Source organism: Pseudomonas sp. 1, from assembly GCF_056626735.1.
This window is the reverse complement of the sequence record NZ_JBWXMQ010000006.1, coordinates 171,964-192,706: the sequence shown is the minus strand read 5'-3', so window position 1 is coordinate 192,706 and position 20,743 is coordinate 171,964. Positions and strand designations below refer to the sequence as shown.

20 protein-coding genes are annotated in these 20,743 nt (G+C 60.9%); 4 read left to right on the top strand and 16 right to left on the bottom strand.

Annotated elements, in window-relative coordinates; genetic code table 11:
- Window positions 1-30: 30 nt before the first annotated feature.
- Window positions 31-579 carry a sugar ABC transporter ATPase gene (locus AC1MDC_RS11430; protein ID WP_085610914.1) on the bottom strand — a complete coding sequence of 183 codons (549 nt, stop codon included), beginning with the start codon at window positions 577-579 and terminating at the stop codon, window positions 31-33.
- A 73-nt stretch (window positions 580-652) separates the two neighbouring features.
- Entirely contained in the window at window positions 653-1,420 is a 768-nt protein-coding gene (locus AC1MDC_RS11425) for a sulfite exporter TauE/SafE family protein (protein ID WP_085699809.1), read from the bottom strand.
- A 100-nt stretch (window positions 1,421-1,520) separates the two neighbouring features.
- Here AC1MDC_RS11425 and AC1MDC_RS11420 point away from each other — a divergent pair, with 100 nt between their 5' ends.
- The 4 genes from AC1MDC_RS11420 (at window position 1,521) to leuA (ending at window position 6,676) form a co-directional block, all read left to right on the top strand.
- Window positions 1,521-2,408 (top strand): LysR family transcriptional regulator, encoded by an 888-nt coding sequence (locus tag AC1MDC_RS11420; protein ID WP_480393017.1) that lies wholly within the window; start codon window positions 1,521-1,523, stop codon window positions 2,406-2,408.
- Between the two features lie 10 nt (window positions 2,409-2,418).
- Entirely contained in the window at window positions 2,419-3,798 is a 1,380-nt protein-coding gene (xseA, locus tag AC1MDC_RS11415) for an exodeoxyribonuclease VII large subunit (RefSeq protein ID WP_085699813.1), read from the top strand.
- A gap of 3 nt (window positions 3,799-3,801) precedes the next feature.
- On the top strand, window positions 3,802-4,629 hold the full coding sequence (locus AC1MDC_RS11410) for a peptidoglycan DD-metalloendopeptidase family protein (RefSeq protein WP_480393016.1): 828 nt from the start codon (window positions 3,802-3,804) through the stop codon (window positions 4,627-4,629).
- A gap of 367 nt (window positions 4,630-4,996) precedes the next feature.
- Window positions 4,997-6,676, top strand: a complete 1,680-nt coding sequence (gene leuA / locus AC1MDC_RS11405) for a 2-isopropylmalate synthase (RefSeq protein WP_480393015.1) — start codon at window positions 4,997-4,999, stop codon at window positions 6,674-6,676.
- Between the two features lie 181 nt (window positions 6,677-6,857).
- Here the strand turns inward: leuA and AC1MDC_RS11400 are convergent, their stop codons facing one another.
- The 14 genes from AC1MDC_RS11400 to hscA form a co-directional block, all read right to left on the bottom strand.
- Window positions 6,858-7,649: an amidohydrolase gene (locus AC1MDC_RS11400; RefSeq protein WP_480393014.1), complete on the bottom strand. Its 792-nt coding sequence runs from the start codon at window positions 7,647-7,649 to the stop codon at window positions 6,858-6,860.
- Window positions 7,637-8,785: a pyridoxal phosphate-dependent aminotransferase gene (locus AC1MDC_RS11395; RefSeq protein ID WP_085701756.1), complete on the bottom strand. Its 1,149-nt coding sequence runs from the start codon at window positions 8,783-8,785 to the stop codon at window positions 7,637-7,639. Before AC1MDC_RS11395 ends, AC1MDC_RS11400 begins: the two co-directional genes overlap by 13 nt.
- A 117-nt stretch (window positions 8,786-8,902) precedes the next feature.
- A complete protein-coding gene (gene der / locus AC1MDC_RS11390) occupies window positions 8,903-10,375 on the bottom strand; it encodes a ribosome biogenesis GTPase Der (protein ID WP_085699823.1) in 1,473 nt (490 codons plus the stop codon).
- 140 nt (window positions 10,376-10,515) lie between these two features.
- On the bottom strand, window positions 10,516-11,667 hold the full coding sequence (gene bamB, locus AC1MDC_RS11385) for an outer membrane protein assembly factor BamB (RefSeq protein ID WP_085699825.1): 1,152 nt from the start codon (window positions 11,665-11,667) through the stop codon (window positions 10,516-10,518).
- Window positions 11,660-12,301: a tetratricopeptide repeat protein gene (locus AC1MDC_RS11380; protein WP_011335807.1), complete on the bottom strand. Its 642-nt coding sequence runs from the start codon at window positions 12,299-12,301 to the stop codon at window positions 11,660-11,662. The genes bamB and AC1MDC_RS11380 overlap by 8 nt, the downstream gene beginning before the upstream one ends.
- A gap of 41 nt (window positions 12,302-12,342) precedes the next feature.
- Window positions 12,343-13,632 carry a histidine--tRNA ligase gene (gene hisS, locus AC1MDC_RS11375; RefSeq protein ID WP_085699827.1) on the bottom strand — a complete coding sequence of 430 codons (1,290 nt, stop codon included), beginning with the start codon at window positions 13,630-13,632 and terminating at the stop codon, window positions 12,343-12,345.
- Window positions 13,633-13,654: 22 nt separating this feature from the next.
- Window positions 13,655-14,764: a flavodoxin-dependent (E)-4-hydroxy-3-methylbut-2-enyl-diphosphate synthase gene (gene ispG, locus AC1MDC_RS11370; protein ID WP_007956680.1), complete on the bottom strand. Its 1,110-nt coding sequence runs from the start codon at window positions 14,762-14,764 to the stop codon at window positions 13,655-13,657.
- Between the two features lie 3 nt (window positions 14,765-14,767).
- Entirely contained in the window at window positions 14,768-15,820 is a 1,053-nt protein-coding gene (locus tag AC1MDC_RS11365; protein WP_085699829.1) for a RodZ domain-containing protein, read from the bottom strand.
- Complete coding sequence (gene pilW / locus AC1MDC_RS11360; protein ID WP_480393013.1) at window positions 15,820-16,578, bottom strand: type IV pilus biogenesis/stability protein PilW; 759 nt, start codon at window positions 16,576-16,578, stop codon at window positions 15,820-15,822. The genes AC1MDC_RS11365 and pilW overlap by 1 nt, the downstream gene beginning before the upstream one ends.
- Window positions 16,579-16,590: 12 nt before the next feature.
- Window positions 16,591-17,739 (bottom strand): dual-specificity RNA methyltransferase RlmN, encoded by a 1,149-nt coding sequence (rlmN, locus tag AC1MDC_RS11355; protein ID WP_085699833.1) that lies wholly within the window; start codon window positions 17,737-17,739, stop codon window positions 16,591-16,593.
- 28 nt (window positions 17,740-17,767) lie between these two features.
- Complete coding sequence (gene ndk / locus AC1MDC_RS11350; protein WP_065257687.1) at window positions 17,768-18,193, bottom strand: nucleoside-diphosphate kinase; 426 nt, start codon at window positions 18,191-18,193, stop codon at window positions 17,768-17,770.
- An 87-nt stretch (window positions 18,194-18,280) separates the two neighbouring features.
- A complete protein-coding gene (gene iscX, locus AC1MDC_RS11345) occupies window positions 18,281-18,481 on the bottom strand; it encodes a Fe-S cluster assembly protein IscX (protein ID WP_480393012.1) in 201 nt (66 codons plus the stop codon).
- A gap of 14 nt (window positions 18,482-18,495) precedes the next feature.
- Window positions 18,496-18,837, bottom strand: coding sequence for an ISC system 2Fe-2S type ferredoxin (gene fdx / locus AC1MDC_RS11340; RefSeq protein ID WP_007964424.1), 342 nt, complete (start codon window positions 18,835-18,837; stop codon window positions 18,496-18,498).
- Window positions 18,837-20,702, bottom strand: coding sequence for a Fe-S protein assembly chaperone HscA (hscA, locus tag AC1MDC_RS11335; RefSeq protein WP_085699837.1), 1,866 nt, complete (start codon window positions 20,700-20,702; stop codon window positions 18,837-18,839). The genes fdx and hscA overlap by 1 nt, the downstream gene beginning before the upstream one ends.
- Window positions 20,703-20,743: the final 41 nt, after the last annotated feature.

Sequence of the window (20,743 nt, the reverse complement as noted above, 5' to 3'; positions counted from 1 at the left end):
AATGTTGCTGATGTACGGAAAAAGCGGCCTCTAAAGCTCGACCTTGACCCAGCTCACCGGCTGATCCAGCCAGTCGGCGAATTCGTCTATGAAGCTCTGCTTGAACCCCGCCTCCAGCCAGTTGTTGAAGATGAACCCGAGGTTGGAAAAACCGCACTCCTGCAAATACAGAAAGCCGTTGATGTCGTCTTCATGCCCGCACTCAGGGCAGGTGAAGTTGTCAGTGCGGCCCGGCATCCAGTCTTCCAGGCTTTCGAACAATGCTTCGCCGATTTCCTGACGGCACTCGGCACAACCAGCCTCCTCGAGAAAACCCTTGGCTGGCGTGTAGATACAGCGCTTGGTGATGACTTCCAGCCCATTGATCGGCTCACCGAACGGCAGCGCCTCGGGGTATAGCACCACCGCGCGGGCGCCATCGGCGATGGCGTAGGCCATGCGATTGCCGGTGCGTCCACAGGTGCTCAGCTCTTCCTTGACGATGTTCTTGCGCACCAGCCAGCGCAGGATCGCCCGGGCCCGGGGCTCGTGCACCGGCAGGTTGGAGATTTTCGGGACGATGATGCTTTGGGAATTCATGGTGCAAGCCTGCTGCGTCAAAGGATGTTCTGCGACGAACGCGGCCGGCAGCTTAATCCCTGACAAAATCCGGTCAAGTGCTTAAATAGCGGCCGATCAGCGCAATCCCGCTTGCCAGCACCAGCCAGGTCACCAGCCGCACGAAGGCCTCGCGGGACAGGCGCATGGTCAAGCGCCGCCCGCCCCACAAGCCCAGCGCCATGGCTGGCAACAGGCACAGCGCAAGCATCAACAAGGGTAGCTCGGCATACACACCGGCGATGGCGAACAGGCTCAAACGCACTACCGTGCTGCAACTGATCAGCGCACTTTGCGTGGCCCGGGCTGCGTCCTTGGGCAGTCGGCTGTTGAGGTAGATCGCATAAAGAAAGCCACCACTGCCGAACAAAGCCCCGAACAGCCCGCCCACCGTGCCCATCGGCAATGCCCACCCGGCGGACAACTGCGTCGGCCGTGCCTTGATCCACAAGCTGTAGATCGCATAGGCACTGATGAACAGCCCCATCAACAGCAGCAAAAGATCGGACTTCAGGTTAAGCAGAAAAATCACCCCCAGCGTGCAACCCACCGCCATGCACGGCAGCAGCCGCAGCAATTCCGGTTTCGCCACATCCCGCCGCGAAGGCAGCAAATTGCCGAACGCCGCGACGAAATCCAGCAACACCAGCAACGGCACGATTTTCGACAGCGGCATGAACAGAATCAGAATCGGCCCCGCCACCAGCGCCGTACCGAAACCGGCAATCCCGAAGACGATGTAGGCCAGCGCGATGGCCAGTCCGATCACCACCCAGCCCTGCGCGCCCCACGACCATTCGCTCAACAAACCCGCCACGCTCATCCATTCGCTTCCTTTATAGACCTGCGATGACTTTAGCCAGCGCCGAGGGTTGCGACTAATATCATCGAATTCGCCAAGCCATCTCGAAAAGGCATGCCTCGTGCTTTCAACCCGTCAATTGCGCTACTTCGTGGAAATCGCCGAAAGCGGCAGCTTCAGCGCCGCAGCCGAACGGCTGTTCATCGCTCAATCGGCGTTGAGCCGGCAGATCAAGGACATGGAAACCCGACTGCAAACACCGCTGTTCGAACGCACCGCGCGTCAGCCCCGGCTCACCGCTGCTGGCGAAGCGTTCCTGCCCCGGGCGAGAAACCTGCTCAATGAACTGAACAAGGCCAGCACCCTGGCCACGGAGATCGGCCAGGGCCAACGCGGCACTTTGCGCGTGTGTCACTCCAGTACCGTCCCGATCAGTGGCCGGCTGCTGAGCGACATGAGCGCATATCTTGAGCAACGACCCGGCGTTTCGCTGGACATCGGCACGCTATCCTCGGAAACACAACTTGAAGAACTGGCCGAGGGCCGGCTCGACATCGGCCTTCTGCGTCTGCCAGTACTGCGCCAGCGTGAAGGCGTTCAGGTTGTGCCGCTCTATACCGAGCGCCTGCTGCTTGCCGTGCCGACGAATCATCGACTGGCGTTGGTGGAGGCAGTCGACTTGGCGCAATTGAGGGACGAAGCGTTTATCTCCATCCCGCATCCGCAGCGCGGCGGGCTGAGTTATTTGTGCGCCGACCTGTGCATGCGTCACGGTTTCTTCCCTCAGGCTGCGCGGGTGATGTCGCGCAAGACCACGCAACTGCAGTTGATCCAGGCCGGATTCGGCATCGCGCTACTGCCGGAATCGATGCAGGATATCGCGCCCGCCGGTGTGAGATTTGTCCCGCTGACCGGCGATTGCCAGAGCACCGTCGCCCTCGCCTCTCGGCAAAATCCCACAGCTCTGGTGCAACACTTCCTCCAGACATTCACCGGCGAATGCCTTTAAACTGCGCCCCATGATTAAAGATCCCTTTGCAAGACTCGGTCTGGACCGCGAAGTCCTGACCGTCAGCCAGCTCAACGGCCGCGCGCGGGTGTTGCTTGAAGACGTGTTCAGCAACATCTGGGTTGAAGGCGAAATCTCCAACCTCGCCCGCCCGGCGTCCGGCCACGTGTATTTCACGCTCAAGGACAGCGGCGCGCAGGTGCGTTGCGCACTGTTCCGCCAGAATGCCGCGCGGGTGCGTCAGGCGCTGAAGGATGGCCTGGCGGTCAAGGTGCGCGGCAAGGTCTCGCTGTTCGAAGGGCGTGGCGACTATCAGCTGATCCTCGACACCGTGGAGCCTGCCGGTGACGGCGCCCTGCGCCTGGCCTTCGATGCGCTGAAGGAAAAGCTCAGCGCCGAGGGCCTGTTCAGTGCCGAACGCAAGGTGCCGCTTCCGGCGCATCCGCAACGCATCGGCATCATCAGTTCACCGACCGGCGCGGTGATTCGCGACATCATCAGCGTGTTTCGCCGTCGCGCGCCGCAAGTGCAACTGACGCTGATTCCGACTGCCGTTCAGGGCCGTGAAGCCACTGCGCAGATCGTCCGCGCTTTGAAAATGGCGGATGCCCGTGGCTTCGACGCGCTGATCCTGGCCCGTGGCGGCGGCTCGCTGGAAGACCTCTGGTGCTTTAACGAAGAGGCCGTGGCCCGGGCGGTGGATGCCTGCGTCACGCCGATCGTCAGCGCAGTCGGCCATGAAACCGATGTGTCGATCAGCGACTTCGTGGCCGACGTGCGCGCCCCCACGCCGTCCGCTGCTGCTGAACTGCTTGCACCGGACTCCAGTCACCTGATCCGTCAGGTCGAAAGCCTGCATCGCCGACTGGTGATGCGCATGCGTGATCGCCTGATGCGCGATCGCCTGCGGCTCGAGGGCGTGACCCGCCGCTTGCGCCATCCCGGCGAACGTCTGCGCCAGCAGGCACAGCGTCTGGATGACCTCGACATGCGCATGCGCCGTGCCTTCGAGCGTCAGCTCAATACCCGCCGCGAACGCCTGATCCGCCTGGAAACCCGCCTCGCCGGGCAACACCCGGGACGCCAACTGGCCCTGTTGCGCCAACGCCTCGACAGCCTCGCCGAACGCCTGCCACGCGCCATGAACGAAGGCCTGAAACGCCGTCGCCTGCAGCTGCAAAGCCAGATGCAGACATTGCACGTGGTCAGCCCGTTGGCGACGCTCGGCCGTGGCTACAGCATTCTGCTGGATGAGCGCGGCAATGCGATCCGCAACGCCGCGCAGACCCACACCGGCCAGCGCCTCAAAGCCAGACTGGGCGAAGGCGAGCTGCAAGTGCGCGTCGAGGACAACCACCTGACGCCCGTCACTCTTTCTTTACTGGACTGATCCATGCCGCGTTTTCTCGCTCCGCTGCTGTTGCTGTTGCTGTGCCTGACCTTCAACGCCCACGCCGACAGTTACATCACCCGCCTGCTGAACAAACCGGTGCCGGGCGGCGTGGCAGTCGTCAATCTGGGCAGCGCCGCGCAAGCGCCGAAAGCCACGTATCAGGGCAAACCGGTGCTGGTCGTCAAGGAACAGAACAACTGGCTGGCGATTGTCGGCGTTCCGCTGACCGTCAAACCCGGTATTCAGCAGATCAGCAGTGGCGGCCGTAACCTCAACTTCAATGTCGGCAACAAGAAATACCCGGAACAGCACATCACCCTGAAGAACACTCAGCAGGTCAATCCGAACCCGGCCAATCTCAAGCGCATCGAGAGCGAACTGGCCGAGCAGATCAAGGCCTATCGCAGTTTCAGCCCGAACACCCCAAGCAACCTGCTGCTGGACAAACCGGTCAACGGGCCGCTGTCGAGCAAGTTCGGCGTGCGCCGTTTCTTCAACGGTGAAGAGCGCAATCCACACGCAGGTCTGGACTTCGCGGTGCCGGCGGGCACGCCGATCAAGACCCCGGCGGCGGGCAAGGTGATCCTGATCGGCAACTACTTCTTCAATGGCAACACGGTGTTCGTCGACCACGGCCAGGGCTTCATCAGCATGTTCTGTCATATGTCGAAGATTGATGTGCAGAACGGCCAGCAACTGGCGCGTGGCGCGGTGGTTGGCAAGGTGGGCGCCACAGGTCGGGCGACCGGACCGCATATGCACTGGAACGTCAGCCTGAACGATGCGCGGGTCGATCCGGCGATTTTCATCGGGGCTTTCCAGCCTTGATTTGCGGGTGAGGCGACGGCCCTCATCGCGAGCAAGCTCGCTCCCACAGCGATTGCGCACGACGAACGGACTGCGCAATCTCTGCAAACAATCAATCTGATTCAGAGAATAAAATCTCGGAAAAAACCGCTTTCCGAGTATTCCTCTCAATTTTTTTCGACTGCTTGCCATCCTCATCCCCCGCGGTTAGGGTTGAGGGCATGAAAACCTCTCACACCCTCATTCAGCTTCGCCAGCACCGCAGCCTGTGCCTCGTCAGCGCACGACTGCCGGGCTGAATCGCTGCGCCTCGTCCCACGCTTTTCCAAGAACGTTCGTTCCACCGGCAGGCCGCCTCTTTTCGGCCCAGACAATAAGGAATTTCCCGATGAGCATGCTCAAAGACCCGTCTTCGAAATACCGCGCGTTTCCTGTGATCAACCTGCCGGACCGTACCTGGCCATCGAAAACCATCGATACCGCGCCGATCTGGTGCAGCTCCGACCTGCGTGACGGCAACCAGTCGTTGATCGAGCCAATGGACGCGGTGAAAAAGCTGCGCTTCTGGAAAACCCTGGTGCAGGTGGGCGTGAAGGAAATCGAAGCCTCGTTCCCGGCCGCTTCGCAAACCGACTTCGACTTCGTGCGCACCCTGATCGAAGACGGCCACATCCCGGACGACACCACCATCCAGGTGCTGACCCAGGGCCGTGAAGACCTGATCGAGCGCACTTTCGAATCCCTGCGCGGGGCGAAGAAAGCCATCGTTCACCTGTACAACGCCACCTCCCCTTCTTTCCGTCGCATCGTGTTCAACCAGGACAAGGACGGGATCAAGGCCATCGCCGTCAACGCCGCCAAGCTGTTCGTCAAATACGCAGCCATGCAGCCGGACACCGAGTGGACATTCGAATACTCGCCGGAAACCTTTAGCGCCACCGAGCTGGAATTCGCCAAGGAAGTCTGTGATGCGGTGATCGAGGTCTGGAACCCGACGCCTGAGCACAAGATCATCCTCAACCTGCCGGCCACCGTTGAATGCGCGACCCCGAACGTCTACGCCGACCAGATCGAGTGGTTCCACCGCAACATCAACCGCCGTGACAGCGTGATCATCAGCCTGCACACCCATAACGACCGTGGCACCGGCGTGGCCGCCACCGAACTGGGCCTGATGGCCGGTGCCGACCGCGTCGAAGGCTGCCTGTTCGGCAACGGCGAGCGTACCGGCAACGTCGACCTCGTGACCGTGGCACTGAACATGTACACCCAGGGCCTTGACCCGCAACTGGACTTCTCCGACATCGACGGCGTGCGCAAAGTCGTTGAAGAGTGCAACCAGATTCAGGTTCACCCGCGTCACCCCTACGTCGGCGACCTGGTGCATACCGCATTCTCCGGCTCCCACCAGGACGCAATCCGCAAGGGCTTCGCCCAGCAGAAACCGGACGCACTGTGGGAAGTACCATACTTGCCGATCGACCCGGCCGACATCGGTCGCAGCTACGAGGCGGTGATCCGCGTCAACAGCCAGTCGGGCAAGGGCGGCATCGCTTACCTGCTGGAACAGGAATACGGCATCAGCCTGCCGCGTCGCATGCAGATCGAATTCAGCCAGGTCGTGCAGCGTGAAACCGATCGCCTGGGCCTGGAGATGACTGCGCAGCAGATCCACGCGCTGCTGCACAGCGAATACCTGCAAGCCAATACCCCGTACGCGCTGGTCAGCCATCGCTTGCAGGAAGAAAACGGCAATAGCGCCGTCGAAGTGGAGGTGGCGAGCAAAGGTCAGGGCGAAACCAACCTGCACTGGCGCGGCAAGGGCAACGGCGCGCTGGAAGCGCTGGTGGCCGGTCTGCCGATTCCGGTGGAAATCATGGACTACAACGAACACGCCATCGGCGCAGGCACCAACGCCAAGGCGGCGGCCTACATCGAACTGCGTGTGAACGGCGAGCGTGCGGTGCACGGTGTGGGTATCGATGAAAACATCACCACCGCCAGCTTCAAGGCCCTGTTCAGCGCGCTGAACCGCTCGCTGAGCCAGCCGGAAGCGAAAGCGGCGTAACTGATCGCTGCAATGCAAAAGGCCCCGGAGTTCGCACTCCGGGGCCTTTTTATTTTCTATCTGATCGTTCCCACGCTCTGCGTGGGAATGCAGCTCGTGACGCTCTGCGTCACTGGGACGCGGAGCGTCCCTTGAGGCGTTCCCACGCGGAGCGTGGGAACGATCTAGGTGATCTGGGCTATCAGGTGAACTCGAAGGTGTCCGCATCCAGATTCGCCGGAAACCGCTCGCGGTAAGCCGCCAGCGAAGCCGCTTCCAGAACCACCTTGAACACCCCGTCAGCCTCTCCGGCCGCGAGCAACGTCTCGCCCTGGAAGTCCAGCACCTGACTGTCGCCTGTATACGCAAAGCCTTTGCCATCGGTGCCAACCCGGTTGACCGCCGCTACATAACAAAGGTTTTCAATGGCCCGGGCCGGTAGCAGCCGGTTCCAGTGCTGACGCCGCGCGCCCGGCCAGTTGGCGGTGTACAACAACAGATCGGTGTCCAGCGCGTCGCGGCTCCACACCGGGAAGCGCAAGTCGTAGCAGATCAGCGGACGCACCCGCCAGCCCTTGAGTTCGAACTGCACCTGGCGCTCGCCGGGGGTGTAGTGGTTGTGCTCGCCGGCCATGCGAAACAGGTGACGCTTGTCGTAATACAGCACTTCGCCGTCCGGGCGAGCCCACAGCAAGCGGTTGCGGTGGCTGCCGTCGGCGGCCTGGATGATCACGCTGCCGGTGACGACCGCGTTCAGCTTCGCAGCCTGGGCCCGCAGCCATTTGCTGGTCGGGCCGTTTTCGGCTTCGGCCAAGGTTTCGGATTCCATGGAGAATCCGGTGGTGAACATTTCCGGCAGGATAATCAGATCCGCACCGCGCGCCTGCTCCAGCAAAACGTCGAAATGCTCGAGATTGGCCTGACGGTCATGCCAGGCCAGGCTGGTCTGGATCAGCGCCAGATTGAGATCGGGCAACGCACTCAGATCACGCATAGTTTGGCCGCCGCTTCCCGCAGCGTCTCCTCACGTTTGGCAAAGCACAGGCGCACCAGGCGCTGGCCTTCAGGTGGACTCTGGTAGAACACCGACACCGGAATACTCGCCACGCCGTGCTCGCGGGTCATCCACATTGCCATTTCGACATCGTTCAGGTCGGGGCGAATCTGCGAGTAATCGACCAACTGGAAATAGGTGCCGGTGACCCGGGTGAAACTGAATCGCGACGGCGCGAGCAAATCACAGAACAGATCGCGCTTGGCCTGATAGAAGCCCGGCAGTTCTTCGACGTGCTCCGGATGCTCGGCCATGTAATCGGCCAAAGCGAACTGCAATGGCGTCACGCCACAGAAACTGACGTACTGGTGCACTTTGCGCAGCTCCGCCGTCAGGGCCGGCGGCGCCACGACGTAACCGGTTTTCCAGCCGGTGACGTGATAGGTCTTGCCGAACGAGCTGACCACGAAGGCGCGCTGATACAACTCTTCGTGGGCCAGCACGCTGACATGCGGAACGCCGTCATACACCAGGTGTTCGTAGACTTCGTCGCTGATCACATAAATGTCGCGATCGCGGATCAGCGCCGCCAGCTGGTCCAGCTCTGCGCGACTGATCAGGGCGCCGCTGGGGTTGTGCGGGGTGTTGAGGATGATCATCCGCGTGCGCGGACTCAGCGCTGCACTGAGCTTGTCGAAGTCGATGGAGAAATCATCCAGACCGAGTTGCACATGCACACAGCGCCCACCGGCCAGTTCCACCGACGGCTCGTAGCTGTCATAGGCGGGGTCGAACACGATGACTTCGTCGCCGCTGTGGATAACCGCCTGGATGGCGCAGAAGATCGCCTGGGTCGCGCCCGGGGTCACAGTCACCTCGGTGTCGGCATCGACGTTGACGTCATAACTGCGGGCGATTTTCGCCGCGATCTGCTGGCGCAGCGCCGGCAGGCCGGTCATGGGCGAATACTGGTTATGGCCGCTTGCGATGTGTCGACCGACCGCGTCGCGCAGTGCCTGCGGGCCGTCGAAATCGGGAAAACCCTGGGAAAGGTTGATCGCTCCGGTCTGCGCCGCGAGCTGAGACATCTGCGTGAAAATCGTGATGCCGACATTCGGCAGCTTGCTGGTGATCATCGGGGTTCCCTGCTCTGCCCCGGCTCTGACGACGGCGCGGGAGAGCCCGAGGATAGCCCATCCGGCGCCCATAAAAAAAGGGCGCCAGACGGCGCCCTTCTCTCTTGATGACCGGGATCAGCGCTTGTCGCGGCGCTTCTTGCTGGCTTTCTTGTTGTGCGACATCAAGCGACGCTTCTTGTTGACCTGGCGGTCGGTCAGCGTGTTCTTGTTGCCTTCGTACGGGTTCTCGCCGCCCTTGAACTCGATACGGATCGGCGTACCGACCAGTTTGAGCACACGGCGATAAGTGTTTTCCAGATAGCGCACGTACGAGTTCGGCACTTTTTCGATCTGGTTGCCGTGGATCACAATCAGCGGCGGGTTGGCGCCACCAAGGTGGGCATAGCGCAGCTTGATCCGGCGGCCGTTGACCATCGGTGGCTGATGCTCGCTGACCGCGTCTTCGAGGATCTGGGTCAGACGGCTGGTCGGCCAGCGGGTGACCGCCGACTTGAAGGAGTTCTGCACCGAAGCGTAGAGGTTGCCCACGCCAGTACCGTGCAGGGCCGAGATGAAGTGGATGTCGGCGAAGTCAACGAAGAACAACCGGCGTTCCAGCTCGGTCTTCACGTAGTCACGCTCGCCCGGCGTCATGCCATCCCACTTGTTCAGCGCGATGACCAATGCACGGCCAGACTCCAGTGCAAAACCGAGCAGGTTGAGGTCGTGATCGACCACACCTTCGCGGGCGTCCATCACGAAGATCACCACGTTGGCGTCTTTGATGGCCTGCAGGGTTTTAACCACGGAGAACTTTTCGACTTCTTCGTGGATCTTGCCGCGCTTGCGCACACCGGCAGTGTCGATCAGCGTGTACTTCTCGTCGTTACGCTCGAACGGGATGTAGATACTGTCGCGAGTGGTGCCCGGCTGGTCGTAGACGATCACCCGCTCTTCACCGAGCATGCGGTTGACCAGCGTCGACTTGCCGACGTTCGGCCGGCCGATGATGGCGATCTTGATGCCGTCCTTTTCGCTCGGGCCAGGAATACGCTTGGCTTCCTCGCCTTCGGCGACTTCCTCCTGCTCTTCGCCTTCCTGCGGCTCGTCCTCATCTTTCGGGAATTCGCTCAGGGCGATTTCCAGCAATTGAGTGATGCCGCGACCATGCGCGCCGGCGATCGGGATCGCATCGCCCATGCCCATCGGCGCGAATTCTGCGCGAGCCATTTCCGGATCGATGTTGTCGACCTTGTTGGCGACCACGTAGGAACGCTTGTTACGCTTGCGCAGGTGTTCGCCGATCATCTGGTCGGCGGCGGTGAAACCGGCCTTGGCATCTACCAGGAACAGAACGACATCTGCTTCTTCGATGGCCAGCAGCGACTGCTCGGCCATTTTTTCGTCCATACCATGCTCGTCACCGGAGATACCGCCGGTGTCGATCAGAATGTAGGAACGCCCTTGCCACTTGGCCTCACCGTACTGGCGATCACGGGTCAGACCGGACAAGTCGCCGACGATGGCGTCGCGAGTCCTGGTCAGGCGGTTGAACAAGGTGGACTTGCCGACGTTCGGTCGGCCCACCAGGGCGATTACGGGAACCATGCGGCTCTCCACTTCGTTATTTCAGAAAATACAAAAGCCGCTGCGAGGCAGCGGCTGGTGCTCGGGGCAACGCCCATGGGTGTTGCAAACCCTGCCGGAGCAGGGCCGCTTGGGGATCAACCCCAAGCATAGTCAAACCATTACTTGATGGTCAGGGCTTCCAGTTTGCCGCTGTTGCCATACACATAAATCGTGTCACCCACCACCAGCGGACGGGCGCGCAGGCCGTCGCTGTCGATGCGCTCGCGGCCGACGAAACGACCGTCCACCTGACTCAGCAGGTGCAGGTAACCTTCCAGGTCACCAACTGCAACGTAACTGGAGAACACTTCCGGCGCCGACAGTTGACGACGGGCCAGCGAGTCGTTGCTCCACAGTGCTGTGGTGGAACGCTCGTCGACGCCTTCAACGGTGCCCGACGACAGGCTTACGTAGACGTTGCCGAAACCCTGTGCAACACCGGCGTAGCTCGACGCGTCGCGCTGCCAGAGTTGACGGCCGCTTTCCAGATCCAGCGCCGCAACGCGACCCTGATAGCTGGCTACGTACAAGGTGCCGCCGGACAGCAGCAGACCGCCGTCGATGTCGACCACGCGCTCCAGCTCCGAACGACCTTGTGGAATCGCGATCCGCTGTTCCCAGACCGGCACGCCGTTGGAAATGTCGAGAGCAACCACTTTACCGGTCGACAGGCCAGCCACCGCGAGGCGGTTGGTGACGATCGGTGCGCTGGTGCCGCGCAGGGTCAGTACGGCCGGCGTGCTGTCATACACCCAGCGCTGGTTGCCGGTGGACGCGTCCAGACCAATCAGACGATCGTCCTGGGTCTGTACCACCACCACGTCACCGTTGTTGGCCGGTGGCGCGAGGACTTCGCTGTTGACGCGCGAGCGCCACTTCTCTTCGCCGTTGATGGCATCGAGGGCAACGACTTCACCGCGCAGGGTGCCGACCATGACCAGACCGTAACCCACGCCAACGGCGCCGGACACGGGCAGTTCAAGGTCTTTCTTCCATTTCACGTCGCCATTGCTGCGATCCAGGCCCATCACGATACCGGTCACGTCGGCCGCGTAGATGGTGTCACCGTCGATCGCCGGCACCAGCATGTTGTACGTTTCGCCCTGACCGTCACCGATCGAACGGCTCCACTGCTTGTGCAGGACCACTTCTTCTTTGAAGTCGGTCAGCTCGGCCGGTGGCAGTTCTTTTTTGCTGTTGCTGCTGCAACCCGCGGCCAGAATGGCCAGAGCCAGCACTGCTGCATGCTTCCAACCGATCACGTCACGCATCCCCTTTGGCCAGGTCGTCCAGCTTGATTTGAAGGCCACCGACCGCCGCTTCATCCGACAGTGCCGCCTTGGCTTTTTGATACGCCGCGTTCGCTTCGTCGGTACGGCCCAGCTGTACCAGCAGGTCGCCCTTGAGTTCTTCGCGAGTGGCCAGGAACGACTTGTCGGCATCGCCTTCGAGCAGTTTCAGGGCTTCATCGGCCTTGTTCTGTGCACCCAGTACCTGCGCCAGACGCTGACGGGCGATTTCGCCCAGCGCCGGGTTGGCCGGTTTGGCCACGATGGCCTTGAGTTCGGTCGCCGCGTCGTCCAGCTTGCCGCTGTCGACCGCTACCTTGGCCACGAACAGGCTGCCGTACTGCGCGTAGGCAGAACCGCCGAATTCGCTGTTGAGCTTGCCGGCCAGATCCGCAACGCGCGCGGCGTCAGGCTTGCCGTCCGGGGTCAGCGTGGTTTCCAGCAATTGCTGATAGAGCACCGAGGCGCCTTGCGACTGGTTGCTCTGATACTTGTGATAAGCCTGCCAGCCGAACACGATGACCAGCGCCAACAGGCCGCCGGTGACCAGAGGTTTGCCGTTGCGTGTCCACCAGTCCTTCAAATCCGCCAACTGTTCGTCTTCGGTACTCGACACCCCAATACTCCTTAATCGCTAAATCGGCTGTTTGGACAGCTTCAACCCTGCACGACGCAGGTGGCCAGGTGTGCAGCGAGCGCATCCCAGGCAATGCTTTGTTGTTCGCCCTGGCCACGCAGGGGTTTGAAACCTACCACTTGCTGGGCCATTTCGTCGTCACCGAGGATCAGTGCGTACAACGCACCGCTCTTGTCGGCTTTCTTGAACTGGCTCTTGAAGCTTCCGGCGCCGGCATTGACTTGCAGACGCAGGTTGGGCAGTTGGTCGCGTACACGCTCGGCCAGGGCCAGACCGGCCAGCTCTGCTTCTTCGCCGAAGGCGCAGAGATAGACGTCGACCTGACGGGAGATTTCTTCCGGAATCTGCTCCAGGGTTTCCAGCAGCAGCACCAGACGTTCGATGCCCATGGCGAAACCGACGCCCGGAGTCGGCTTGCCGCCCATCTGCTCGACCAGGCCGTCATAGCGCCCACCCGCGCAGACGGTGCCCTGGGCGCCGAGCTTGTCGGTGACCCATTCGAATACGGTCTTGCTGTAGTAATCCAGACCACGCACCAGCTTCGGGTTCAGCACGTAAGGAATGCCGACGGCATCCAGACGGGCCTTCAGGCCTTCGAAGTGGGCACGGGATTCGTCATCCAGGTAGTCGGCCATTTTCGGCGCATTGACCAGCACGGCCTGGGTGTCGGCATTTTTGGTGTCGAGCACGCGCAGCGGGTTGGTTTTCAGGCGACGCTGGCTGTCTTCGTCCAGTTTGTCGTGGTGCGCCGAGAGATACTCGACCAGCGCTTCACGATAACGACCGCGGGACTCGCTGGTGCCGAGGCTGTTGAGCTCGAGCTTGACCGCATCACGGATGCCCAGCTCGCCCCACAGGCGCCAGGTCAGCACGATCAGTTCGGCGTCGATGTCCGGACCGTCGAGGTTGAACACCTCCAGACCGATCTGGTGAAACTGGCGATAACGGCCTTTTTGCGGGCGCTCGTGACGGAACATCGGGCCGATGTACCAGAGTTTCTGTACCTGGCCACCGCCTGTGATGCCGTGCTCGAGCACCGCACGCACGCAAGCGGCCGTGCCTTCCGGACGCAGGGTCAGTGAGTCGCCGTTGCGATCGTCAAAGGTGTACATCTCTTTTTCGACGATGTCGGTCACTTCACCGATCGAGCGCTTGAACAGCTCGGTGAACTCGACGATCGGCATGCGGATCTGCTTGTAACCGTAGTTATCCAGCAAACGCGAAACAGTGCCTTCGAAGTAGCGCCATACCGGCGTCTGTTCCGGCAGGATGTCGTTCATGCCACGAATGGCTTGCAGGGACTTGCTCACAGAAATTCCTTAATTCGTTCGATCAGCCGCGCGCGATAACCGCTGCGTCAGCTTCGACCTTCTCGGCCGCTTTCTCGCGGATCAGCTTTTCCAGCTCGTCCACCAGATTGTCATTCGTCAGTTTCTGCGACGGCTTGCCGTCGATGTAAATCAGGTTTGGCGTGCCGCCGGTGAGGCCGATATGGGCTTCCTTGGCTTCGCCGGGGCCGTTGACCACACAACCGATCACCGCGACATCCAGCGGCACCAGCAGGTCTTCAAGGCGCCCTTCCAGCTCGTTCATGGTCTTGACCACATCGAAGTTCTGCCGCGAGCAGCTCGGGCAGGCGATGAAGTTGATGCCACGGGAACGCAGATGCAAAGACTTGAGAATGTCGTAACCGACCTTCACTTCCTCGACCGGGTCGGCCGCCAGGGAGATGCGGATGGTATCGCCAATCCCCTCGGCGAGCAGCATACCTAGGCCCACGGCGGATTTCACTGTACCGGAACGCAATCCACCGGCTTCGGTGATGCCCAGGTGCAGCGGCTGGACGATTTCCTTGGCCAGCAGACGGTAGGCTTCAACGGCCATGAACACGTCGGAAGCCTTCACGCTGACCTTGAAGTCCTGGAAATTCAGGCGTTCAAGGTGTTCGACGTGACGCAGGGCGGATTCGACCAACGCGGCCGGCGTCGGCTCGCCGTATTTCTTTTGCAGGTCTTTTTCCAGGGAACCGGCGTTGACGCCGATACGGATCGGGATACCGCGGTCACGGGCGGCATCGACCACCGCACGCACTCGGTCTTCGCGACCGATGTTGCCCGGGTTGATGCGCAGGCAATCCACACCCAGTTCGGCCACGCGCAAAGCGATCTTGTAGTCGAAATGGATGTCGGCAACCAACGGCACCTTGACCAGTTGCTTGATCTTGCCGAACGCCTCGGCGGCGTCCATGTCCGGCACCGAAACGCGGACGATGTCGACGCCGGCGGCTTCCAGACGGTTGATCTGCGCGACGGTGGCAGCGACGTCATTGGTGTCGCTGTTGGTCATGCTCTGCACAGCGATAGGGGCATCGCCGCCCACGGGCACGTTACCGACCCAGATCTTGCGCGATTCGCGACGTTTGATTGGAGATTCGCCGTGCATGACTTATTGACCCAACTTCAGGCGAGCGGTCTCGCCACTGGTGAACGGAGCAACATCGACCGGCTGGCCGTTGTAGCTGACCTGGGCGCCACGGGCTACGCCCAGACGCACGGCAAACGGAGGCTTGCCGACGACAGACAGGCTGTCGCCCTTACGCTTGAGGCCGCTGTACAGCACTTTGCCGCTGCCATCGGTCACTTGAGTCCAGCAATCGGCGATGAACTGCACCTGAACCTGGCCTTGACCTGCAGCCGGAGCAACTGGCGCTGTCGGCGCGGGTGCAGCGACGACCGGAGCAGCCGGGGCGGTGACGGTCGGCGCCGGCGTGGTCGGAGCGGCAGGTGCCGGATTCGCTGGAGCAGTAACCACAGGCGCTGGCGTATGGGCCGGGGCAGCCGGAGTGGCGGCTGGCGCAGCGGGTGCCGGAGCAACCGGTGCGGTCGCTGGGGCTGCAGTCTCGGCACCGGTCGATTCAGCCGTGGTTTCCGACTGTGGCAGCGCCAGAGAGGTGGAGCCCTCGGCCTCGCCTTCCGCGACGGCCTGGTCTTCCGGCTCGTCCAGCGGATGAATCTGGGTGGTGCCGTCGGCGCCTTCGACTTCGACGTGTTCCGGGGTCAGGCCGATCAGGTCCTTGGTACGCAGCGAAGTCTGATCCTGCCACCAGACGAAACCGCCGCCGATGACCGCAATCAGCAGCAACAGGCTGACGATACGCAAAATGGTGTGGGAAACCCGCACCGGCTCTTCGATACGGCCCAGGGCGTGGACGTTGCTGCCCTGGGAATCGGTGCCGGTGGACTGGTCGAATTGCTGGACCAGAACGGTCTGGTCCATGCCAAGCAATTTGGCGTACGCGCGAATGTAGCCGCGAGCAAAGGTATGCCCGGGCAACTTGTCGAATGCGCCGGCTTCAAGATTGCTCAGGGAAGTCACGGTGAGGTTGAGCTTGAGGGCCACTTCGGCCAGCGACCAGCCATTGCTTTCGCGGGCCTGGCGCAGGGTCTCACCGGGATTAACGCGATTCGCTGCTACAACTTCGGGATGCGCCGCTTTCATCATTGCTCCGACAGGTATTGCTGATATTCCGGCGTACCGGGATAGAGTCGTTTTAATTGCAGGCCCGCACTGGCGGCCTTGTCGCGATCTTCAAATACTTTTGCCAACCGAACGGCGAGCAACAGACTACGTGCATTTTGCTCGGAGAGCTGGCTGAAACGGTCGTAATAGTCACGCGCGGGCACATAATGCCTGTCTTCGAATGACAACTCAGCCATTTCCAGCAATGCCCTTGGCTGCTGGCGGTTCAAACGCAGCGCTTTTTCCAGCTGCTGCTGCGCCAGATCACGCTCCCCGAGCTTCGCCGCCGTCATGCCGAGGTTTTCGAATACCCGCGAACGCTCAGGATACAGGGTATCGGCGGCTGCCTGTTCAAATCGCTCGTAGGCTTCCTTGTAACGCTGTTCTTCGTAGAGAAAACTGCCGTAGTTGTTGAGGATGCGTGCATCGGCGGGACGGGAGGACAAGGCTTTGAGGAAGTGTTCGTCAGCCAGTTTCGGTTCCATTTCAGCCTGGAATACCAGCCCCAGCGCGGCATTGGCGTCGGGATCCGAACCGTCCAGCTCCAGGGCCTTCTTCAGTGGAACCTTGGCCCGCTCGGTCATGCCCTGCTGCAAGTATCCCAGCCCCAGCTGCACGTAGGCAGCCCGCGCTTCGTCACGGCCCTTGCTGGTCTTCATCGGGTTGTAATCGCCCGACAGGACACAACCAGCACACAGGCTGGTCAACAGCAACAGCAGCGCAAAGCGCAGGGACATAGAGATCCTCTCTTAGTTAGTGTTCGCGGCGTTCTGTGCCAGATCGCTGTCGGCGCTCAATTCACGCACGGCGATGTAACGTTCGCTGCGACGGGTGCGATCCAGCACCTGCCCTACCAATTGACCACAAGCCGCGTCGATGTCTTCACCACGAGTGGTGCGCACAGTGACGTTGAAACCGGCCTGGTGAAGCTGATCCTGGAAACGGCGGATGGCGTTGTTGCTCGGCCGCTCGTACCCGGAATGCGGGAACGGGTTGAACGGAATCAGGTTGATCTTGCACGGAATGTCTTTCAGCAACTCGATCATTTCCACGGCGTGCTCAAGCTTGTCATTGACGTCCTTGAGCAAGGTGTACTCGATGGTCAGCACGCGCTTCTCGCCCAGTTCGGACATGTAGCGCTGGCACGACTCGAGCAGCATCTTAAGCGGATATTTCTTGTTGATCGGCACCAATTGGTTACGCAATGCGTCATTCGGTGCGTGCAGGGACAACGCCAGGGATACGTCGATATGCTTGGCCAGCTCATCGATCATCGGCACCACACCCGACGTGGACAGGGTCACGCGGCGCTTGGAGATCCCGTAGCCCAGGTCATCCATCATCAGATGCATGGCGGCCACGACGTTGTCGAAGTTCAGCAGCGGTTCGCCCATGCCCATCATCACCACGTTGGTGATGGCGCGGTCGATGGTAGCCGGAACACTGCCGAAGGATTTGTTGGCAATCCACACCTGGCCGATGACTTCGGCGGCGGTGAGGTTGCTGTTGAAGCCTTGCTTGCCGGTGGAGCAGAAACTGCAGTCCAGGGCACAGCCTGCCTGGGACGAAACGCACAGAGTGCCGCGTTTGCCCTGGGGGATGTAAACGGTCTCGACACAGCTGCCGGACGCCACGCGCACCACCCACTTGCGGGTGCCGTCGCTGGAAATGTCCTCGCTGACCACTTCGGGACCACGGACCTCGGCAACAGCCTTGAGCTTTTCGCGCAAGGCCTTGCTGACGTTCGTCATGGCGTCGAAATCATCGACGCCAAAGTGGTGAATCCATTTCATTACCTGACCGGCACGGAAACGCTTCTCCCCGATTGAGTCGAAGAATTTTTCCATTTCCGGCTGGGTCAGCCCCAGCAGGTTGGTTTTAACAGTCGATATCGTCATGGATTCACCTTCACTCTCAAGCCAATGCTTAGCGAGTGGTTACTTCGGTAGCTGCGAAGAAGTACGAGATTTCGCGAGCGGCAGCGGCTTCGGAGTCCGAACCGTGAACGGCGTTGGCGTCGATCGATTCAGCGAAGTCGGCACGGATGGTGCCTGGAGCAGCTTCTTTAGGGTTGGTAGCGCCCATCAGCTCACGGTTGCGAGCGATGGCGTTTTCGCCTTCCAGAACCTGAACAACCACTGGACCGGAGATCATGAAAGCAACCAGGTCACCGAAGAAACCGCGCTCTTTGTGCTCAGCGTAGAAGCCTTCAGCTTCGGCTTTGGACAGCTGCTTCATTTTCGAAGCAACCACTTTCAGACCAGCCTTTTCGAAACGGGTAACGATTTCGCCGGCAGCGCCTTTTGCAACGGCGTCAGGCTTGATGATGGAGAAAGTACGTTGAACAGCCATGGTGTAACTCCAGAAACGGTAATTTGCGAAAAATTAAACCCGCGAATTATACGCGGGTTCTTGGGTATTGCCTAACCTGCGAGACGATCAGCCCAATTCATTGGCCCAGAGCTCCTGAACCGCTTCCAGAACCTTCTCGCCAACGCGGCCAGAAGTCTTATCGAAGTCAGGCAGTTCCTCGATCATATGCTGCAGACGGAAAAAACCTACAGAATACGGATCGAGCCCCTCATGGGCCTCGGCCAGCTCTTCTGCAATACGTTGAACATCATTCCAACCGTAGCTCATGACAGTCTTACCAGTCAGTGCGGCGCTTCGGCCGCATGGTTAAGCGAATATTTCGGGATTTCGACGGTGATGTCTTCTTCACCGACGATCGCCTGACAGGCCAGACGCGATTGCGCTTCCAGACCCCAGGCGCGATCAAGGAAGTCTTCTTCCAGCTCGTCAGCCTCTTCCAGCGAGTCGAAACCCTCGCGGATGATGCAGTGGCAAGTGGTGCAGGCACAGACACCGCCGCAGGCGCTTTCCATCTCGATATGGTGTTCGTGGGCCAGCTCGAGAATCGAAGTGCCGGGCTCAGCCTCGACCACCATGCCTTCAGGGCAGAACTTCTCGTGGGGCAGAAAAATGACCTGCGGCATCAGATATCCTCGATTTCATTCAGATTGCGCCCCGACAGAGCGGCTTTCACCGTCTGATCCATACGACGGGCTGCAAAAGCATCGGTCACTTGCGACAGACGCTTGGTCTGCTGCTCGATGGCATAGCCATCAGTGCCTTTCATCAGTTCGGTCAGTTCCTGCACCTGCAGATCGATGACCATGCGCTCTTCGGCGTCGAGCAAACGCTCGCCATCCGCCTCCAGAGCCCCCTGCACCGCTTCGATCAGGCGCTGGGCATCGACTTGCTGCTCGCGAAGCACGCGAGCGACCTTGTCGTCATTGGCGTGCTGGAACGAATCTTTCAGCATCTTGGCGATTTCGCCGTCGGTCAGCCCGTAGGACGGCTTGACCTGGATGCTCGCCTCAACGCCCGAACCCAGTTCACGGGCCGAGACGCTGAGCAGACCGTCGGCATCGACCTGGAAGGTCACACGAATTTTCGCCGCGCCGGCCACCATCGCCGGGATGCCGCGCAATTCGAAGCGAGCCAGTGAGCGGCAATCGCTGATCAACTCACGCTCGCCCTGCAACACATGGATCGCCATGGCCGACTGGCCATCTTTATAGGTGGTGAAGTCCTGGGCGCGTGCGACGGGGATGGTGGTGTTGCGCGGAATCACCTTCTCCATCAGACCGCCCATGGTTTCCAGACCCAGGGACAACGGAATCACGTCGAGCAGCAGCAATTCGCCGCCATCACGCTTGTTGCCGGCCAGCGTATCGGCCTGGATCGCGGCACCAATGGCCACCACTTGATCCGGGTCGATTTCGGTCAGCGGCTGACGACCGAACGCTTCGGCGACAGCTTCGCGAACACGCGGAACGCGGGTCGAACCACCGACCATGACCACGGCGTGCACGTCTTCCAGCTCGACGCCGGAGTCACGCACGGCACGGCGGCAGGCTTTAAGACTGCGGGCGACCATCGGTTCGATCAACGCATCGAAGGCTTCGCGGGTCAGCTGTGCTTTCCAGTCGCCGTAGGCAACTTCAACAGTGTCAGAGTCCGTCAGGGCTTCTTTGGCAGCGCAAGCGGCTTGCAGCAAGCTGCGCTGTGCACCCGGATCGAGGTCGGCGGACAAACCGGCACTCTGGATGATCCAGCCGGCAATCGCATGATCGAAATCGTCACCGCCCAGGGCACTGTCGCCACCGGTGGCCAGGACTTCGAACACACCGCCGGTCAGACGCAGAATCGAAATATCGAATGTGCCGCCACCCAGGTCGTAAATGGCGACCAGGCCTTCGGCATGCTGATCCAGACCGTATGCCACCGCTGCTGCGGTCGGTTCATTGAGCAGACGCAGCACGTTCAGACCGGCGAGTTTCGCCGCATCCTTAGTAGCCTGGCGCTGGGCATCGTCGAAATACGCCGGAACGGTGATCACCGCGCCCACCAGCTCGCCGCCAAGGGTGGCTTCAGCACGCTGACGCAATACTTTCAGGATATCGGCGGAAACCTCGACCGGGCTTTTCGGGCCCTGCACGGTGTCGATGAACGGCATGTGCGATTCGCCGCCGACAAAGCGGTACGGCAGCTGATCGCCCAATTGCTTGACGTCGGACAGACCACGCCCCATCAGGCGTTTGACCGACAGCACGGTATTCAGGGGGTCGGAGGACGCAGCCAGCTTGGCCGACTCGCCGACTTCGACGCGATCGGCGTGATAACGCACGGCGGAAGGCAGGATGACCCGTCCTTCGGCATCGGCCAGCGGCTCGGAAAGACCACTGCGCAATGCAGCGACCAGCGAATTGGTAGTACCCAAGTCGATCCCCACAGCCAGACGACGCTGGTGCGGTTGAGGACTTTGGCCGGGTTCGGCGATCTGCAGTAGGGCCATCGTGATCAGGACTTATCTGTATATCAGGCGTGCGACCGGAG

What these genes read in the sequence shown, in the direction of transcription:
- AC1MDC_RS11430 (WP_085610914.1), bottom strand. Translation starts at nt 579, where the DNA reads ATGAATTCCCAAAGCATCATCGTCCCGAAAATCTCCAACCTGCCGGTG.
- AC1MDC_RS11425 (WP_085699809.1), bottom strand. Translation starts at nt 1,420, where the DNA reads ATGAGCGTGGCGGGTTTGTTGAGCGAATGGTCGTGGGGCGCGCAGGGC.
- xseA (WP_085699813.1), top strand. Translation starts at nt 2,419, where the DNA reads ATGATTAAAGATCCCTTTGCAAGACTCGGTCTGGACCGCGAAGTCCTG.
- AC1MDC_RS11410 (WP_480393016.1), top strand. Translation starts at nt 3,802, where the DNA reads ATGCCGCGTTTTCTCGCTCCGCTGCTGTTGCTGTTGCTGTGCCTGACC.
- leuA (WP_480393015.1), top strand. Translation starts at nt 4,997, where the DNA reads ATGAGCATGCTCAAAGACCCGTCTTCGAAATACCGCGCGTTTCCTGTG.
- AC1MDC_RS11400 (WP_480393014.1), bottom strand. Translation starts at nt 7,649, where the DNA reads ATGCGTGATCTGAGTGCGTTGCCCGATCTCAATCTGGCGCTGATCCAG.
- AC1MDC_RS11395 (WP_085701756.1), bottom strand. Translation starts at nt 8,785, where the DNA reads ATGATCACCAGCAAGCTGCCGAATGTCGGCATCACGATTTTCACGCAG.
- der (WP_085699823.1), bottom strand. Translation starts at nt 10,375, where the DNA reads ATGGTTCCCGTAATCGCCCTGGTGGGCCGACCGAACGTCGGCAAGTCC.
- bamB (WP_085699825.1), bottom strand. Translation starts at nt 11,667, where the DNA reads ATGCGTGACGTGATCGGTTGGAAGCATGCAGCAGTGCTGGCTCTGGCC.
- ispG (WP_007956680.1), bottom strand. Translation starts at nt 14,764, where the DNA reads ATGCACGGCGAATCTCCAATCAAACGTCGCGAATCGCGCAAGATCTGG.
- AC1MDC_RS11365 (WP_085699829.1), bottom strand. Translation starts at nt 15,820, where the DNA reads ATGAAAGCGGCGCATCCCGAAGTTGTAGCAGCGAATCGCGTTAATCCC.
- pilW (WP_480393013.1), bottom strand. Translation starts at nt 16,578, where the DNA reads ATGTCCCTGCGCTTTGCGCTGCTGTTGCTGTTGACCAGCCTGTGTGCT.
- rlmN (WP_085699833.1), bottom strand. Translation starts at nt 17,739, where the DNA reads ATGACGATATCGACTGTTAAAACCAACCTGCTGGGGCTGACCCAGCCG.
- ndk (WP_065257687.1), bottom strand. Translation starts at nt 18,193, where the DNA reads ATGGCTGTTCAACGTACTTTCTCCATCATCAAGCCTGACGCCGTTGCA.
- iscX (WP_480393012.1), bottom strand. Translation starts at nt 18,481, where the DNA reads ATGAGCTACGGTTGGAATGATGTTCAACGTATTGCAGAAGAGCTGGCC.
- fdx (WP_007964424.1), bottom strand. Translation starts at nt 18,837, where the DNA reads ATGCCGCAGGTCATTTTTCTGCCCCACGAGAAGTTCTGCCCTGAAGGC.
- hscA (WP_085699837.1), bottom strand. Translation starts at nt 20,702, where the DNA reads ATGGCCCTACTGCAGATCGCCGAACCCGGCCAAAGTCCTCAACCGCAC.